A 17,480-nucleotide genomic window follows, 5' to 3' on the forward strand; every position below is an offset into this window, starting at 1 on the left:
GCGAAGGTGGCATCAACAGGGCAGTGGGCAACACATTGCCACACCCTTACAGCAGGTAAAGCCGATCCCGACCAGAACCTAATTGCCCGTTTGCCTGATCGAAACTGTGATAATCGTTGACGAAGATACAGCAACCCGAAGGGAATAAAAGCAAAAAAAACGCCCTGACCAGTCGATCAGAGCGTTTTCACAAATCATAGTTGGATATGTAATTGATATCGTTCCGTTTATGCAGAAAGGCTACGCAACTGCACAAGCGGGTATAGTTGTAGTAGTTAGTGGCATTTATGGTCGGCTCAGGCCAATTGGTATGCTTCGACCTTTGCCAGGACATCATACATACGTAGCTAATCTGGTGTTTGGATTTCAGGATTTAGAAAATTTTCACAGAGTGTGACACGGCACGTTTTGGCGTAACTTTGGGTTCCGAAATAAAGCCGTACGAGTCAATCACTTTATGAAAGTAACGCTTCAACAAACCGACCGTTTTGAAGACCGCCACAACGGTCAATTTGACCAGGATTTCAGCCAGATGCTCGAAGCAGTGGGCGTCGATACCGTCGACGAACTCATTGAACAGACCGTACCGGCCAACATCCGGCTTCCACGCCCGCTTGATTTACCCGCCCCAAAAGGAGAACACGAGTTTCTGAGCGACTTCAAAAAACTGGCGCAACAGAACAAAGTGTTCACCTCATACATCGGTCAGGGCTATTACGATACGCTCACGCCGAATGTGATTCTACGCAACATTCTGGAAAACCCAGCCTGGTATACGGCCTACACGCCCTACCAGGCCGAAATTGCGCAGGGCCGCCTCGAAGCACTGCTTAATTTCCAGACGGTTGTGTGCGACCTGACGGGCATGCCTATTGCCAACGCCTCGTTGCTCGATGAAGCAACGGCCGCTGCCGAAGCAATGACCATGCTGCACAGCCTGCGCCCGGCGCAGCGTAAAAATGCAGAGACGTTCTTTATATCAGACCGTTGCCACCCGCAAACAATCGAGGTAGTACGTACCCGCGCTACACCGTTGAACATCCGTGTGGTGGTGGGCGATCACCGCATGGCCGACCTGACTTCGGGCGCCATTTTTGCCATGTTGCTCCAGTACCCGGCCACCGACGGCGAGGTATTCAACTATACAGATTTGATCTCGGCCGCTCATGAACTGGGTATCAGCGTTGCCGTTGCCGCCGACCTGATGGCCTTGACGATGCTGACGCCTCCCGGCGAAATGGGCGCCGACGTCGTGGTTGGCTCATCGCAGCGGTTTGGCGTACCAATGGGTTTTGGTGGTCCACACGCGGCTTTCTTCGCCACGAAAGACACCTACAAACGGCACATTCCGGGCCGCATTATCGGCGTGTCGGTCGATGCGCAGGGAAACCCGGCTCTACGCATGGCCCTGCAAACCCGCGAGCAGCATATCCGCCGCGAAAAAGCAACGTCGAACATTTGTACCGCCCAGGTTCTGCTGGCCGTTATGGCCGGCAGCTACGCGGTGTATCACGGACCGCAGCGTCTGCGCGAGATCGCCGAACGTATTCACGGCCTCACCCGCCTGTTTACCAAAGCGGCCCGCCGGGGTGGGTATGAGGTGATTTCCGAGAATTATTTTGATACTATCACGCTTCGGGTTGACGATATCGAATCGCTGAAAAAATCGGCACGGGCGGCACAAATCAACCTCCGCTACAACGCCAACGATGAGTTGGTAACGCTTTCTTTCGACGAAGCCAAAACGCTCGACGACCTAAAAATTCTGCTCGATGTATTTGGCATTCAGGTGAGCGAAGACGACCTCAACGGTATGATCGACAGCCTCGAACTAACCTGGCCCGACCAGTTGGTTCGTCAGTCGACGTACCTGACGCATCCCGTTTTCAACACGCACCATACCGAACACGAGATGCTGCGGTACCTGAAATCGCTGGAAGAAAAAGACCTTTCGCTGGTTCATTCGATGATTTCGCTGGGCAGTTGCACCATGAAGCTCAACGCCACCGCCGAGATGATTCCGGTAACCTGGCCCGAATTTGGCAAAATGCACCCCTTTGCCCCGAAAGACCAAACGCTTGGTTATCAGCAGCTTTTTGCCGACCTGAACGCCTGGCTTTGCGAGATCACGGGCTTTGCAGCTATGTCGCTACAGCCTAACTCGGGTGCGCAGGGCGAATACGCCGGTTTGATGGTGATTCGATCGTATCATGAAAGCCGGGGCGACGAGCACCGCAACGTGGCCCTGATTCCGCAGTCGGCCCACGGCACAAACCCCGCCAGCGCCGTGATGGCCGGCATGAAAGTGGTGATTGTGAAATGCGACGAGCGCGGCAACATCGACGTACCTGATCTGAAAGCGAAAGCCGAACAGTATGCCGCCGACCTGTCGTGCCTGATGGTAACGTACCCAAGTACCCACGGCGTTTTCGAGGAAAGCATCATCGACATCTGCAACACCATTCACCAGTTTGGTGGTCAGGTGTATATGGACGGTGCCAACATGAACGCACAGGTAGGGTTGACTTCACCCGCTGCGATCGGTGCCGACGTTTGTCACCTTAACCTGCACAAAACCTTCTGTATTCCGCATGGCGGTGGTGGTCCTGGCATGGGTCCCATCGGCGTGGCCGAGCAGTTGGTGCCTTTTTTGCCGGGCAAGGGCTCTGGTGCCGTGTCGGCTGCTCCCTACGGCTCGGCCAGCATCCTGACGATATCGTACGCCTACATTGCCATGATGGGCGGCGAGGGATTGACCAACGCCACCAAGCGGGCCATTCTGAACGCCAACTACATCAAATCACGGCTGGATGGCCATTTCGAAACGCTCTACGCTGGTGCAAACGGCCGGGCAGCCCACGAAATGATCATCGACTGTCGGCTGCTAAAACAGGCGACCGGCATTGAAGTAGAAGACATCGCCAAGCGCCTGATGGACTACGGTTTCCACGCGCCAACGGTCTCATTTCCGGTGGCGGGTACGATGATGATCGAGCCGACCGAATCGGAATCGAAAGCCGAACTAGACCGGTTCTGCGAGGCGATGATTGCCATTCGGAACGAGATTCGAGAAATCGAAAATGGACAGGTCGACAAGACGGAGAACGTGCTGAAGTACGCACCACATACGGCCGTTGTTGCCCTGGCCGACGATTGGCACCGTCCTTACACGCGTGAAAAGGCCGTTTTCCCACTGCCTTACGTACGCGCCCGTAAGTTCTGGCCAAGTGTAAGCCGCATTGATTCGGCCTACGGCGACCGCAACCTGGTTTGCTCATGCGTACCAACCGACGCCTATGCCGAGGTAACGGCCGAAGCGGGCATGGTCCCCTCCGATGTGGTGTCACCGGCTTAGAACTAAGTTTTCTGTTTTCTGTTTACAGTTTTCCGTTGCGTCGCTAGAACAGCAATCTGGCGCTTCAGCAACGCAACGAAAAACTGTAAACAGAAAACTCAACTTCCATGCAAGACATTGAGCCTTTCTATGGCTGGGAGAAGTACTATGCCGCGTCCGACGACCCGCAGTCGCCTTTTTATGAGCGGACTTACAATACAACCCAGTACGAGAACGACATTTACGGGTATTACATCCACCCGTTTTGGGACGAGATCGGTTCCGAAACGTTGTACTGCAAGATCTTATACGCCAATTATGACCGGCAGGCGGTCGTGATCGAACTGTTTGGCGAGTGGAATGATACGTTGCACAACGACATTATGCATTTGAAACGGCAAGTCGTTGACCCGCTGGTGAAGGAAGGCATCAAATACTTCCTGCTGATTGGCGAAAACGTACTCAATTTCCACGGCTCCGACGATAGTTACTATGAAGAATGGTTCGACGATGTGGAAGATGGCTGGATTACGGCCATCAACTTTCCTGAATTCGTTGAGCAGGAATGGAAACGCTTCCGCCTCGACTATTACATCAATTTCGGCGGCACACTACATTTAGCCAACTGGCGCACGCTGAAACCGATGAACCTGATCGAAGCTGTAGGTACGTTGATGACCCGGCGACTTGGGTAGTCAATGAACAATTATCAATGAACAATTGTCAATGTCTCCGCTCGACAACGTACCTGAGCGGAGACACTGACAATTGTTCATTGATAATTGTTCATTGACTACCTATCTTTCGGCCTTTACCAACCAGATACAATGGATACCAAAACCACCGCTACCGAGCAGATTCAGGCAACCAAAGCCGCTGCTGCTGAGAAGTTAGATGCCTTCAAAAATGAGGCTGGCGAACATTTAAATGCCGCCGCGGCTCAACTCGACGAACTGAAAGATCAGATGGTTGCCAAGGCGCAGGCACTGGGTCAGCAAATTGATATAGATGACCTGAAAGCCAAGGCTGCCCAGCATGTAGAGACCGTTAAAGCATCGACGGCCGAAACACTCACCAACTTACAGGCTCAGGCCGAAACGGCTTACACCGCCGCGGCTGCCAAAGCCGATGAACTGGCCGATATTGCCGAAGATAAATTCGAAGATGTTCGCGCCGAAGCGGCCGTTCAGCTTGAAGCAGCCCAGGCTAAACTTGATGAACTGAAAGCAGAAGCCGCCCATCAGGTAGAGGCGGCAAAAGAAAAAGCGAAAGCCGTCTGGAGTCAGCTTTTTGGCGAATAAGAGGCTACGACGCTGATTATAAACTACTAACCCGACTCAGTTACGGCATAGCTGGCTGGTCGGGTTAGTTAGTTTAGAACCGTTCTCAATGTTCCTGCGTAGGTATGCCTTTAATACAATTGCCACGCTGGTTTCGGGCGGGCGGTATTCGTTTTGTCCTAATATGGTGTAATTTTGCAAGCTTGTTTAACCCGTTGTGCCTCAGGCGCGGGCGTTGACAGAAACATTACCTTCTGTTGATTTGTTTACAATCGACATTTACCACTTCACGCAGTATACCATGCTGATTATCCCCGGCAACCTGTTAGCGACCATCCGCACTCCTGAAGATCTGCGTAAACTCCCCAAGTCAAGCTTACCTCAACTTTGCGACGAACTACGCCAATACATTATTGATGTAGTGTCTATTTATGGAGGTCATTTTGGCTCTAGCCTGGGTGTAGTTGAGTTGACAACAGCGTTGCATTACGTGTTCAACACACCTGACGATCAACTTATCTGGGACGTAGGGCATCAGGCATACGGTCATAAGATTTTGACTGGTCGGCGTGAGGAGTTCCACACTAACCGGTTTTATGGAGGCCTCTCAGGCTTTCCGAAACGGAAAGAAAGTGAGTACGATGCGTTTGGCGTTGGTCACTCATCCACGTCCATCTCAGCGGCTCTTGGTATGGCCGTTGCCTCGCAACTACAGGGCAACCTGACCCGTAATCATATTGCCGTTATCGGAGACGGCTCCATGACGGCCGGCCTGGCGTTTGAAGGCATGAACCATGCCGGTGCCACCGATGCCAATCTGCTCATCGTTTTGAACGATAACTGCATGAGCATCGACCCAAACGTGGGTGCGTTGCGCGAATACCTGACCGATATTACTACGTCGCCTACCTACAACAAGGTGAAAGACGAGGTCTGGAACCTGCTGGGTAAATTCAGCACGTTCGGAAAGTCGGCTCAGGAGATCGTATCCAAAGTAGAGACGGCCATCAAGTCGTCGGTGCTGTCGCAGAGCAACCTGTTCGAATCACTTAATCTGCGCTACTTTGGCCCCATCGATGGCCACGACGTTGACCGTCTGGCTGATGTACTGGCCGATCTGAAAACCATCCCTGGTCCGAAGATTCTGCACGTGCTGACGGTGAAAGGCAAAGGGTATGGCCCTGCCGAAAAAGATCAGACCAAATGGCATGCTCCCGGCCTGTTCGACAAGCTGACGGGCGAGATCAAGAAGAAGACCTATACAACGCCACAACCGCCCAAGTACCAGGATGTGTTTGGCAATACGCTGGTTGAGCTGGCCGAGCAGAACCCGCGCATCGTGGGCGTTACACCAGCTATGCCTTCCGGTTCGTCGATGAATATCATGATGAAGGCCATGCCAACGCGGGCGTTCGATGTCGGCATAGCGGAGCAACATGCCGTGACCTTCTCGGCGGGTATGGCAACGCGTGGCGAGGTGGTGTTTTGCAACATCTACTCGACGTTCATGCAACGGGCCTACGATCAGGTCATCCACGATGTGTGTATTCAGGAGTTGCCGGTGATCTTCTGCCTCGACCGGGCGGGTTTCGCGGGTGCTGACGGGCCTACACACCACGGTGCCTATGATATTGCGTTTATGCGTTGCGTTCCCAACATGATCGTGGCCGCACCAATGAACGAGCAGGAGTTGCGGAACATGATGTTTACAGCGGCGTCTGACACGGTACAGAACGGTAAACAGGCGTACACCATCCGTTATCCGAGGGGCGAAGGCGTTATGCCCAACTGGAAAACGCCAATGGAGGAATTGCCAATTGGTAAAGCCCGCCTGATTCAGGATGGCGAAAACGTGGCGATTCTAACCCTCGGTCATATTGGCAATTATGCCGTAACAGCGATGAAAAAACTGGCCAAAGAAGGCATCCGCCCCGCCCACGTTGATATGCGTTATGCAAAACCGCTCGACGAGGCTATGCTTCACCAGATTTTCCAGCGGTTCGATAAAGTGCTGACCGTCGAAGATGGTTGCCTGATGGGTGGTTTTGGCTCGGCTGTACTCGAATTCATGGCGAACCACGGCTACACGGCCCGCGTAAAACGCCTTGGTATTCCAGATGCCGTTGTTGAGCACGGTGAGCAGATGGAACTTCATCGCGAATGCGGATTTGATCCCGATGGTATCGCTGAGGCGGTTCGTGAGTTGCTCTACGCAACGGCTCAGGTACGTGTCTGACTAGTTTTGCCGATACGAAATTACCTGGTCGTTCGTGCAGGCCGTGCCTGTTTGGTTCGATCACTTTTCAATGGATGGTCGATGTTAGCCACTCCAACGCATTACCTAACCACATACGGTAAGTATTTTATACTATCCAACTAGATTTACTGGTTGCTTTTATATAGTATAAAATACCGGTAGCTCTTTTTCCTGCACGTTTGCTAAACAACATTGGGTATATCGGTTGTTAACACATACACGATACGAGTAATAGGTTGCTTTATATCAACAACCTGCGTATACGTTGTACTTTTACACAACTAAGCCTGTATATTTGGTTTCGAAACCAACGCTTGACTTGAAACGCAGCTCGCCTCTTTCTGACGAATCCGTCCTTGTCGACCAGCTACTTAAGCGCGATGATAAAGCGTTTCAGTGGTTGTACGAACATTACTCGGCAGCGCTATACGGCGTTCTGCTGAAGATCGTCCGGGAGGAGGAGCAAGCAGAGGATTTGATGCAGGATGTCTTCGTCAAAATCTGGAACAACCTCAGCAGCTACGATACCCAAAAGGGACGACTATTTACCTGGATGCTGAACATTGCCCGTAACACCGCCATAGACAGCATCCGTTCGGGCAAAGCAATGAGCAGACCAGCCTCTGCCCAGACGATTTCGACAGACGACGATGGCACCTATACGGTGGACCGGCAGCATGCAGTAGCACCGGAAAATACCGATTTCATCGGCCTTAAAGACGTTGTCGACAAGCTACGCCCCGACCGGAAACAGTTGATCGATCTTGTTTATTTCAACGGCTATACCCACGAAGAAGCAGCCGAAGAACTCTCGTTGCCGTTAGGTACAGTAAAAACCCGAATACGATCGGCCCTACAGGAATTAAAACAGCTATTCAACAAGTAATAACTGTTGATTTTTCGCTACGAATTCTGTCCATACCCGCCCGCTATACCGCTCCATTTCCTCACGCATTGCCGGGAACTCGATCCAGTGGAACCTCTAATTATCAATTAGTTACATAAAGCATCGTTCGTTGGCTCTGGTCTTCTAAACAAAGTGGGCTGTAATTTGTCATGTACTTATAGATACATGTACCAATCACGTAACCCGTCATGTTAGAACGTCTGGAAGAAATCCGCGAAAATATATTTCGCTTCATCGAAGCTCGTATTGAGCTTTTTACCCTTGAAACGAGGGGTAAGGTAGAGGAAGGGGCCGTAACTGCGGTTCATGGTGTAATTCTTGGCTTTCTGGCCACGATCACAACCATTTTTCTGTTTAGCCTGCTGGCTGCTTATCTAAATGAAGTTACGAACAGCAGGTACGTTGGCTTTTTAATAGTGGCTGCATTCTTCCTGATCCTGACCATTATATGGGCTGTTTCCAAACCGTCGATGACGAATGTAATCCGTAAAATTGCTTATAAAGCGTTGAAGGAGAGCCAGGAGAAAAAAGCCGCCGACAAATCGCAGGCCGTTCAGGACCTGATGTCACAGACAGCAAAGTCGCTTAACGAAAGTGGTCAGTATCTACAGTGACCCGCTTTCGGTGACTATCTGACCCAAAAATCAGTATACTCAATTTTTTTCGTTTATTTTTAGCCTGTTAAACTCATGGAAGACCCTAAAGTACCTTTTGCCGATACCACTGCCCGTCGTGCTCAATTAATGGAAGCTACCGAACGATTCAAATCCTCAATTCAGGATAGTGTCGATTCATTAAAAACGGATGCTTCTGAAATTGGAAAAACCACGGCGTTAGTAGCAGGTGTAGCTTTCGGTGTATTTTTGCTGGCAAGCCTGATTCTGCCCAAGTCTGATGAATACCGGTACGCTGAAAAATATGGTGAACCGGACGATCGTGACTATGCAGATGACGATGATGAGGATAACGACACCTACCAGCCCCGGTCAACGAAGGCCGTTCGGCAGGATGCTAAGGAGGCTCGAAAATCAGCCGCAACCAGCGGTTTGATTGGCGGTTTACTGACGTCGGTACTCACCAACATCGCTCGCGAGCAGATAAGCGGTCTACTGACTCGAATTCGGACAAATAATGCAATCAACCCCACAGCGCAACCCGCTGATATCCAATACCACGAAAAAGCCCCGAATCAGCCTGTCAGCTATTCTGAATAGCTACAAGGAGTCGGGACGAAAATCGTTTGCTGTATTGCTCGACCCAGACAAGGTCGGGCAATGCGATTTTACTGAAACTGTCAGCCGGGCCGTTGCGCATCAGGCTGACTTTTTTTTCGTAGGGGGTAGCCTGATCACCGATTACGTGCAGCACGAAATGATTGCCGCTATCCGGCAGCAAACCGACACACCCATCGTTATTTTCCCCGGCAACTCCCTGCATATCGACCCGTCGGCTGATTCGCTGTTGCTCCTGTCGCTCATTTCGGGCCGTAATCCAGATTTGCTGATCGGCCAACACGTCATTGCGGCCCCTTTGCTCAAACGTAGTGGGCTCGATGTTGTCTCAACGGCCTACATGCTGGTCGATGGCGGTGCGCAAACTACCGTCTCCTACATCAGCAACACCATGCCGCTGCCGCACGATAAACCCGGTGTGGCGGCTTGCACGGCTATGGCAGGTGAACTGCTTGGCCTGAAACTAACGTACCTGGATGCCGGCAGCGGCGCCCGCCGACCAGTGCCTGCCGCCCTTATTTCGGCCGTTCGGCAGGCGGTAGACACGCCGATTGTGGTCGGTGGCGGAATCAATTCCGGCGAAAAAGCCTACGAAGCCCTACAGGCTGGCGCCGACCTTATTGTCGTAGGCAACGGCATCGAGCAAAATCTGGACCTGTTACCTGAAATTGCCAGCGCTGTTTCGTCGTTCAATACAAAACCAGTTCAGAACATTCAGGCCTGATCCTTACTGCGTCTCAGAGCAATCAGAAGTAAACTCGTACCATTCCATGCGCTTTTCATTTTTATCCATTCCTTTCGGCTTCTGCCGGATTGCTTTGCTGGCCTTATTGTGCACAGGAATCGTGTCGACTGCTGTTGCTCAAAAGCAACCCTCCCGTTCGTATCCTGGCCGTTTCTATACCTCGGTCGAAAAGTTAGCCCAGTTTCCTGGCGGTCAGGATGCTATGCTTCTGTTTCTGGCCGAAAATATTCAGTTTCCCGGCTCACTGGACCGAATCAACTACAAGACAGGCCCCGTGAAAGTGCGGTTCATCATAGCGCCCAACGGTACGCTTCATGACATCACGGTCGACTCAGCGCCTGTTCTTATGCCGGAAGCTGAAAAAGGAATGGACGAATACCGCATAAATATTATTCGGGCCATCGAAAAAATGCCCCGCTGGATTCCTGCACGCATGGGCGGAGAGCCGGTAGCTATGCTCTACACCATTCCGCTAAAAGTAGACAACTAAAAGGAATGTTGGATTGGGGATTTCGGATTAGGGGTTTTGCGTTGCGTTTCGCAACCATCCTGTGGTCTGGCATAGCAAAATCCTCAATCCAAAATTCCCAAGCCGAAATCGTTTAATAATGAGGGTTTATAAATTTGGCGGTGCTTCGGTGCGTGATGCAGCCGGCATTCGAAACGTCGGCTCAATCATTCAGCGCGAAGCGAATAACGACCTGATTGTTGTGGTATCAGCAATGGGGAAAACGACCAATGCGCTGGAAGAGATTGTAGTCAGCTACATGGCTGGGCGGGCAGACGAGGCATTGTTACGCTGGCAGAACGTGGTCATCATGCACGAGTTGATCATCGCCGAATTTGAATTCCCATCCGACCTGTTAGCGCCTATTCGGGCCACTTTTGCAGCAGTTGCCAGTAAGCTGGCTGCGCCCCTCCCGGGCGAGGCTCCGGTCAGCTACGATGCTGTATATGATCAGATTGTGCCGATAGGCGAAGTGATCTCGACCCAAATTGTCGCTGCCTACCTGACCCATATCGGCCTTCCTGTTCGCTGGGCAGACGCGCGCCAACTGGTTCGCACCGACGATACGTTCCGGGAAGGCAAAGTTGACTGGGCCACCACACAGTCGCTCATTCAGGAATTTATGGGCGACCAGATTGGCCTGATCGTAACGCAGGGATTTATTGGCGGCACCGCTGATGCTGAAACAACGACGTTGGGCCGCGAAGGCTCGGATTATTCCGCCGCCATTTTCGGTTATAGCCTCGGTGCCGAGAGCATCACCATCTGGAAGGACGTACCTGGCGTGTTGAACGCTGATCCTCGTTACTTTGATGAAACGGTACTACTACCGGCCTTAACGTACCAGGATGCTACAGAACTGGCCTATTATGGGGCCACCGTGATTCATCCTAAAACGATAAAACCGCTACAGAACAAGGGGATTCCGCTGTATGTAAAGTCGTTTGTCAAACCCGATCAGCCAGGTACGTTGGTGGGCGCTGTGGCGGTAGAGAAACCGACGCCATCCTTTATTTTCAAAGTGAATCAGCTACTTATTTCGCTTCACCCAACCGATTTCTCTTTCATTGCAGAAGATAACCTGAGTCTGGTTTTCGGCCTGTTTGCTACGGCAGGCGTCAAGATAAACCTGATGCAGCTTACGGCACTGAGCTTTTCGGTGGTTGTCGATAGCAAGCCTGACCGTATTCCTGATTTACTGGATCGCCTGCGTACGCATTTCCGCGTCACCTACAACGAAGATCTGGAGTTGGTTACCATCCGCCACTACGACCAAACCACTATTGACCGGGTACTGGTTGGTAAGAAGCTCCTCCTGGAACAGAAAAGCCGCAGCACAGTGCAGTTGGTGGTGCGGGACAATCAATAAGTTTACTGTTGCGTTGCTGCCCCAAATCTCTGAATGGGCTTACCTGGCAGGCAGCGCAATAGAAGACAGCAAACGGTAAATAATATAGTAAATTTAGAATTTGGGACACGACAGCATGCCTTTCTTCGGCTTATAGCGAGACTTGTTGCTTTCAGGGCGATCGAAAATGTATGAGATCGAAATCTCGTGCGAGCCGCCGCTGGCGAAACCCAGGGTCGAGATAGTGGCGTCGTAGCTGTAGCCGATCGAGAACTTGTCAGCGCGGTAGCCAATCAGGCCCGCCACGGCATCGTGGTTATTGATCCGCTGATCGTATTTCTTGAATGGGATTCCCCGGTAGTAAGCCCCGATCGTGATAGGTGAATAGGTTAGGTAAGCACCCAGATCGAGTTGGTCGTATTTTCCCTGGAATTTGTAATTAATTACTGGAGAGAAACTTATCTCGCGGTCCATTTCGTCGCCGTAACCGGTAAAGCCCGTCAATGGAATGCGCAGCCCCGCCTGGAGACTACCTTTAATGGGCAGGCGGCTGCTGTTGGGCGCGAAAAAACTTTGATCGGGCCGGCTAATGTGGTGGGCCGACGCGCCAACCCAGAACCAGTCAGAATAAAACAGCCCCCCCGTCGAGAAATCGGCGTAGCTATTGTTAGGCGAGTTTTTGAGCGACGAAATCAGGGCATCACTAGTTGTATTGCTGATCAACCCCTGCGACGAAAACTGGTCGCCGAAAGTGAGTCCGAAGTAGTTGACGTTTCGGTTCACGTAGCTTCCCTGTACACCCAGCCTGATAAACGAGGACTCGCTAACCTGGAACTGGTACGCATATTGCGCGGCTATCTCTGTCGATTGCACGGCTCCTTGCCCTTGATTATCACTGACAAGCATAAGCCCGAAGCCGCTGTTGATTTTCGGTGCATAATAATCCAGGCCAACTACAGTGGTTACGTAGTTGGTAATGGCAGGCCACTGATTTCGGTAATTGATGGTTGCACGCGGAGCCAGGGCCGATCCGGCAAAGGCTGGATTCAGGTATTGCGGGGCCGCGTAGAACTGCGTGAACTGTGGGTCCTGTGCAAAACAAGACGGGGCCCATAGCAACGCCAGGAGGCAAAGAATCGTATATCGTATAACCATGCTGGGTAAGCAACGCAAATTCATTGCCAAACGAGATAAACAGTCAAAATTAGCGTATAAGAATTGGCAATGGGTGGGTGAAGAAGTATACGCTGAAGAGCCGAAAAAGGTGGCATGAAGTCAGCGGTTTACGAGTAAAATTTTAAGGGCTTGGATTCGTTTAGTATAACGTAACGGGTCTCTTCTCTGTTATATGATGGCCAGACTTTCGTTCTCTCTCAACAAATGGTATTCCAGGTAAGATACGGTCTTTGTTCAATCGCCTGGGTGGTGGTTTGGCTATTTGCGGGTATCACTACCAGTTTGGCCCAAACGTCGCCCAACTCCGCGTCGATTATTCAACAGACCGAACAGCAAAACAAAATTAAAATTGTGGGCAGCTTATGTACGCCCACAGCGCCAAGTACAGGCACGGCATCGGGCAATGCAAGCTGCGGCAACGACCCGGTTAATTTTTACGACGTCGATCCGGCAGCCGACAAAGCTAAAACACAGTGGGTAATTGACGGTGGTGCTCCGCAGACCGGGGTTGTTGCCAGTACATCGTTCACCTCACCGGGGGTCAAAACCATCACCATCACGCGGACCATCAGTACAACAGCTACCTCAACGTCGGTCGTTAGCTCTACGGTATTGCCGTCCACGTCGTTTACAGTGTCGGTTGGTACTCCTCCCTCTTCGTTTCAGAAATGGCGGTCGGATACCACCATCTGTAAAGGAACGGTACTCACCATTGACCCGTACCCCAACGGTGCGCCTTCTTCGCCTTCGAGCACCAGTTTAACGTACCTGTGGTTTCCGAAGGGCGAAACAACCCAGTCGATCAGTACAACAGCGTCGGGTTGCTATTCAGTAGAAGTGACCAATGAGGCGGGCTGTTCCTACCAGGATCGAATACGGGTTAGTTTATGCCCGGAAGAAAGTGGATCGCCTGGATCGAAATGGTATTTTGGGAACAACGCTGGTCTCGACTTTGGAGGCGACAGCCCTAAACCACTCACCGATGGCAAACTATCGACGATTGAAGGGTCTGCTTCGATCACGGATACCAAAGGCAATATCTTGTTCTACAGCGACGGCATCACCGTATACGACAAAGATGGCAAGCCCATGCAGGTGTATGACCCCATCAGTGGCTCATTAACCAGTAGTTCGGCCGTATTGGGCGGAAACAAATACTCAACTCAGTCGGCGATTATTGTGCCGAAGCCAGTTTGTCACGGCTGCGACTACCTGTATTACGTGTATACCACGGCCGAAATCAACGGGTCGCGGCAGATCACGTATAGCGTTGTGGATATGCGCCGGAACAGCGGTAGTGGGGCGGTAGTCCAGCAAAACCTGCCCGTCGTTACGTCGTCGACCTCGGCGAGTAGCACCGAACGATCGGCCTCGGTCAGGAATGATAAGGACACTACCTATTGGGTAATGACCCACGATTATGGCACGAACTGTTTCCGGGTCGATCACCTGACGCCTTCGACTACGGTGGACCAAAAATCGTACTGCCTCGGCATGGCCCACGATTCGCCGGTCCGTGGCGAAGGGCAGATCAAAATTGGTCCGGCTCCAACGCCACCCGTTACCACCACAGGTACGTCGGGAACAGTCAGTTCTGGAACGGTCGTATCGGGCACAGCCACCGCAGGTAACAGCAACACGGCAGTCAGGCCGGTGGCGGTGGTCATACCGGGCGACCCCAACAGTACAGACCCCGACCGACAGAAAAGCTACGTCCAGATATTCTCCTTTAACACAGAAACCGGCGTTTTATCCGGTCCCACTAAGACCATTGATCTTGGCCCTGCTCCACCCAAAGCGTATGGCGTCGAGTTTTCGCCCGATGGCTCAAAAGTGTACGTCAGTTTGCTGGGTGAAGTCACGAGCGTCAGTGGGGTGCAAACCCAGACGGGGCCATCGCGCATTGTTCAGTTCGACATCACAGCCGATGACCCGGTCAGTACCAGCGCGTTGATTGATGAGAGCACCACCCGACAATATGGTTCGTTACAGATCGGCCCCGACGGAAAAATCTACGTTGCCGTTCAGGATCAGCCCTCTCTGGGTGTGATCGACAACGCCAACGGAAGCGGCACCGTCACAACAAATCCATTCGCAAAGCCACCTATCTTCACGGTATCGGGTCAGGATTTGGGTGGAAAGATCAGTCAGTTGGGATTACCGAACCAGGTTGCCAATTTCACGCAACCGTCGAGCAGTGCGGGTATTTCGGCCAGCAACGTGTGTCAGGGTGATCCGGTCACGTTTCAGATAACGCCGTTCTGCCCTAAGCTGAAGGAGATGTATAACCTCACCGTCAGGAACAGTTCTGGTGCAGTGGTGGCGCAGGTTCTTTCATTCACGCAGACATCGCAAACCGTTCAACTCAGCACACCCGACACGTATTCGGCCACGCTCGATGTACGCGTGATCACGTCTACGGGCGCTACCTGTACCACGGCGACCGCCGAAACCTCGTTGACCGTCATTGAACAGCCGAAGCCCTTCAGCGTTGGACCTGATATTGACAAATGTACCGACAAGCCGGTCTCGGTAACCATCACTGCTGTTGCAGAAGAGTATGCCTGGGTCCTTAACCGACGGGTAGTCAGCCGATCTAAAGTGTTGACGACTACCGTTCCGGGTACGTATACGGCCTTTATTGGGAATGGCGGCGAATGTTTCGAGTCAGACGTGATTGTCATCAATATTCGAATACCGCCCAGGCTAAACCTGGGGCCCGATCAGACCCTTTGCGAGAATGGAACGCGCACGATTGGCGTTCCGGCGGTGCAGGGGTATCAGCAATACTTATGGAGTAACGGAGCTACCACGCGGGAGATAAACATTACGCAGCCAGGTATGTATTCGGTTACCGGCTCGTTTACCACGCTGGATAATGTTGTCTGTGAAGCCAGCGATGATATAAAAGTCATTCCGGTGAAGAAGCCAGTGCTGACCACGACACTGACCAACCCGGCTGGCTGTACAACCGTCGATGGGGCTATTCTGGTCACGCCAGCCCCAACCCTGGTGGTATCGGGTACAGCATCACCGACGAACTCGTTTACCTATTCATGGACAACTGTTAGCGGTACACCAATTTCAACAATGGGTAATTCGGCCTCAGCCTTGACGCAAGGCACGTACGCGATCAGGGTAACTGACGAAAACGCCTGCGCTACCGATGCCTCATTTGAGTTGCGATCGAAGGCATTGCCCTTGGTACTGACTGCCCAACCCGGCCCGCAACGGTGCGATGTACCCCGCAGTGGCTCGGTTACGCTAGGCATCAGTGGCGGTACGCCTAGTGGGTACGTCTGGCAAAACAGTTCGGGGGCCGTTGTGAGTACCGGCCCGTCGCTGACGGGCGTAGCAGCAGGCATATATAGCGTGTCGGTAGTCGATAATATTGGTTGCATTGCGTCGCTCACGGGCGTAAACGTTAGTTTAGACACCCGCTCGGCCCTTAGTCTTGGCCCCGACCGGAGTAAATGTGTTGGCGACACCATTCAACTGACACCGCAGGATGGTGGTCCACAAGCTAGCGTAGCGTACCGCTGGAACAACGGCACCACCACACGAACGATATCGGTAAACACCGCAGGCACCTATTCGCTCACCACAACCAACGCGCTGAACGGCTGTATTGGTAACGCCGCCGTACAAGTGCAGTTTGTGCAGAAACCCAACGTATCGGCGGGTGCTAACCTGTCGCTTTGTCTGGGTGCACCGCAGTCGATAACCTCGCTCCAGTTAACAGGAAATAGTCCGGGGGGCGGCTCGTGGACCGGGCCTAATGTTAACCCGTCAGGTACGTTCACGCCGTCAGCGGCTGGTATTGGTCAGGTAGTCACGTTGATTTACTCGGTTACGGTGAATGGATGCGCCAATTCAGCTCCACGCCAGATAGCTCTGAAACAGACACCACAGGTAAACGCTGGGCCCGATGCAGAATTCTGCGAAGGTACCGTGCAGGTGTTACAAGCTAGTGGTTCGCCGGGCGCAACATTCCGTTGGAGCGATGGCACACAGGGTTCGCAACTGCGACCGCAGCAAACCGGCCGCTACACCGTTACAGCGAACGTAGACGGTTGCGAGCAAACCGATGCAGTGGACGTGAATGTAAAACCCGCCCCGCGCTTTGCACTCACCCGCGAAGCTGCTATCTGCATAGGCGATAACCAGCAAACGCAACTCCGGGTGGTACCACAGGAAATCGGCCAGGTAGTGGTTTGGACGACAACGAATACGACATCAACGACCCTGCTGGTTAGTCAGGTAGGTACGTATTCGGTGGTGGTAACAGGCACCAACGGCTGTATTGCCCGCGATGCCGCCCGGGTCATTGACCTCTGCGAGCCACGGTTGTTTGTGCCCAATGCCTTCTCGCCTAATGGTGACGGCACGAATGATAAATTTGGGACGCTCAACGCCTACACCACCGATCTGGAACTACGGATTTATAATCGTTGGGGCGAAGTGATTTTTGCCAGCACACCCGAAACACCCGAATGGGATGGCACGTACCGGGGTGAACCGGCTCAGACAATGGTATACCCGTATGTGATCACGTATCGAAGTCAGTACTTCCCGGAACGTCCTTCCGTTGTGAAGCGAGGGTCGGTCTTGCTCTTGCGGTAAAGTGTCTGCAGTTTACTGGTTGCTACGATAAGAAGTGTTTGCGTCAATTTGGGAAACCACTATCTTTGTT

General features: G+C 52.4%; 12 protein-coding genes. 11 read left to right on the plus strand and 1 reads right to left on the minus strand.

Going from position 1 to position 17,480, the window contains the following annotated elements:
- The first annotated feature begins 457 nt into the window (after window positions 1–457).
- The 10 genes from gcvP (at window position 458) to ACFE8Q_RS21220 (ending at window position 11,632) form a co-directional block, all read left to right on the plus strand.
- Window positions 458–3,355 (plus strand): aminomethyl-transferring glycine dehydrogenase, encoded by a 2,898-nt coding sequence (gene gcvP / locus ACFE8Q_RS21175; protein WP_375447435.1) that lies wholly within the window; start codon window positions 458–460, stop codon window positions 3,353–3,355.
- A gap of 107 nt (window positions 3,356–3,462) precedes the next feature.
- A complete protein-coding gene (locus ACFE8Q_RS21180) occupies window positions 3,463–4,029 on the plus strand; it encodes a hypothetical protein (protein WP_375447436.1) in 567 nt (188 codons plus the stop codon).
- 132 nt (window positions 4,030–4,161) lie between these two features.
- Window positions 4,162–4,635 carry a hypothetical protein gene (locus tag ACFE8Q_RS21185; RefSeq protein ID WP_375447437.1) on the plus strand — a complete coding sequence of 158 codons (474 nt, stop codon included), beginning with the start codon at window positions 4,162–4,164 and terminating at the stop codon, window positions 4,633–4,635.
- Between the two features lie 280 nt (window positions 4,636–4,915).
- Complete coding sequence (gene dxs, locus ACFE8Q_RS21190) at window positions 4,916–6,850, plus strand: 1-deoxy-D-xylulose-5-phosphate synthase (protein ID WP_375447526.1); 1,935 nt, start codon at window positions 4,916–4,918, stop codon at window positions 6,848–6,850.
- Between the two features lie 340 nt (window positions 6,851–7,190).
- On the plus strand, window positions 7,191–7,757 hold the full coding sequence (locus tag ACFE8Q_RS21195) for an RNA polymerase sigma factor (RefSeq protein WP_375447438.1): 567 nt from the start codon (window positions 7,191–7,193) through the stop codon (window positions 7,755–7,757).
- Window positions 7,758–7,966: 209 nt separating this feature from the next.
- Window positions 7,967–8,392 carry a phage holin family protein gene (locus ACFE8Q_RS21200; RefSeq protein ID WP_375447439.1) on the plus strand — a complete coding sequence of 142 codons (426 nt, stop codon included), beginning with the start codon at window positions 7,967–7,969 and terminating at the stop codon, window positions 8,390–8,392.
- Window positions 8,393–8,467: 75 nt separating this feature from the next.
- Window positions 8,468–8,992: a hypothetical protein gene (locus tag ACFE8Q_RS21205; RefSeq protein ID WP_375447440.1), complete on the plus strand. Its 525-nt coding sequence runs from the start codon at window positions 8,468–8,470 to the stop codon at window positions 8,990–8,992.
- Window positions 8,910–9,734 (plus strand): geranylgeranylglyceryl/heptaprenylglyceryl phosphate synthase, encoded by an 825-nt coding sequence (locus ACFE8Q_RS21210; RefSeq protein ID WP_375447441.1) that lies wholly within the window; start codon window positions 8,910–8,912, stop codon window positions 9,732–9,734. Before ACFE8Q_RS21205 ends, ACFE8Q_RS21210 begins: the two co-directional genes overlap by 83 nt.
- A 46-nt stretch (window positions 9,735–9,780) precedes the next feature.
- Window positions 9,781–10,245, plus strand: coding sequence for an energy transducer TonB (locus tag ACFE8Q_RS21215; protein ID WP_375447442.1), 465 nt, complete (start codon window positions 9,781–9,783; stop codon window positions 10,243–10,245).
- Between the two features lie 118 nt (window positions 10,246–10,363).
- Window positions 10,364–11,632: an aspartate kinase gene (locus tag ACFE8Q_RS21220; protein ID WP_375447443.1), complete on the plus strand. Its 1,269-nt coding sequence runs from the start codon at window positions 10,364–10,366 to the stop codon at window positions 11,630–11,632.
- 93 nt (window positions 11,633–11,725) lie between these two features.
- Here ACFE8Q_RS21220 and ACFE8Q_RS21225 read toward each other — a convergent pair whose 3' ends face one another.
- Entirely contained in the window at window positions 11,726–12,766 is a 1,041-nt protein-coding gene (locus tag ACFE8Q_RS21225) for a type IX secretion system membrane protein PorP/SprF (protein WP_375447444.1), read from the minus strand.
- Window positions 12,767–12,991: 225 nt separating this feature from the next.
- Here ACFE8Q_RS21225 and ACFE8Q_RS21230 point away from each other — a divergent pair, with 225 nt between their 5' ends.
- On the plus strand, window positions 12,992–17,410 hold the full coding sequence (locus ACFE8Q_RS21230) for a gliding motility-associated C-terminal domain-containing protein (RefSeq protein ID WP_375447445.1): 4,419 nt from the start codon (window positions 12,992–12,994) through the stop codon (window positions 17,408–17,410).
- Window positions 17,411–17,480: the final 70 nt, after the last annotated feature.

Source organism: uncultured Fibrella sp., assembly GCF_964250085.1.
Taxonomy (GTDB): Bacteria; Bacteroidota; Bacteroidia; order Cytophagales; family Spirosomataceae; genus Fibrella.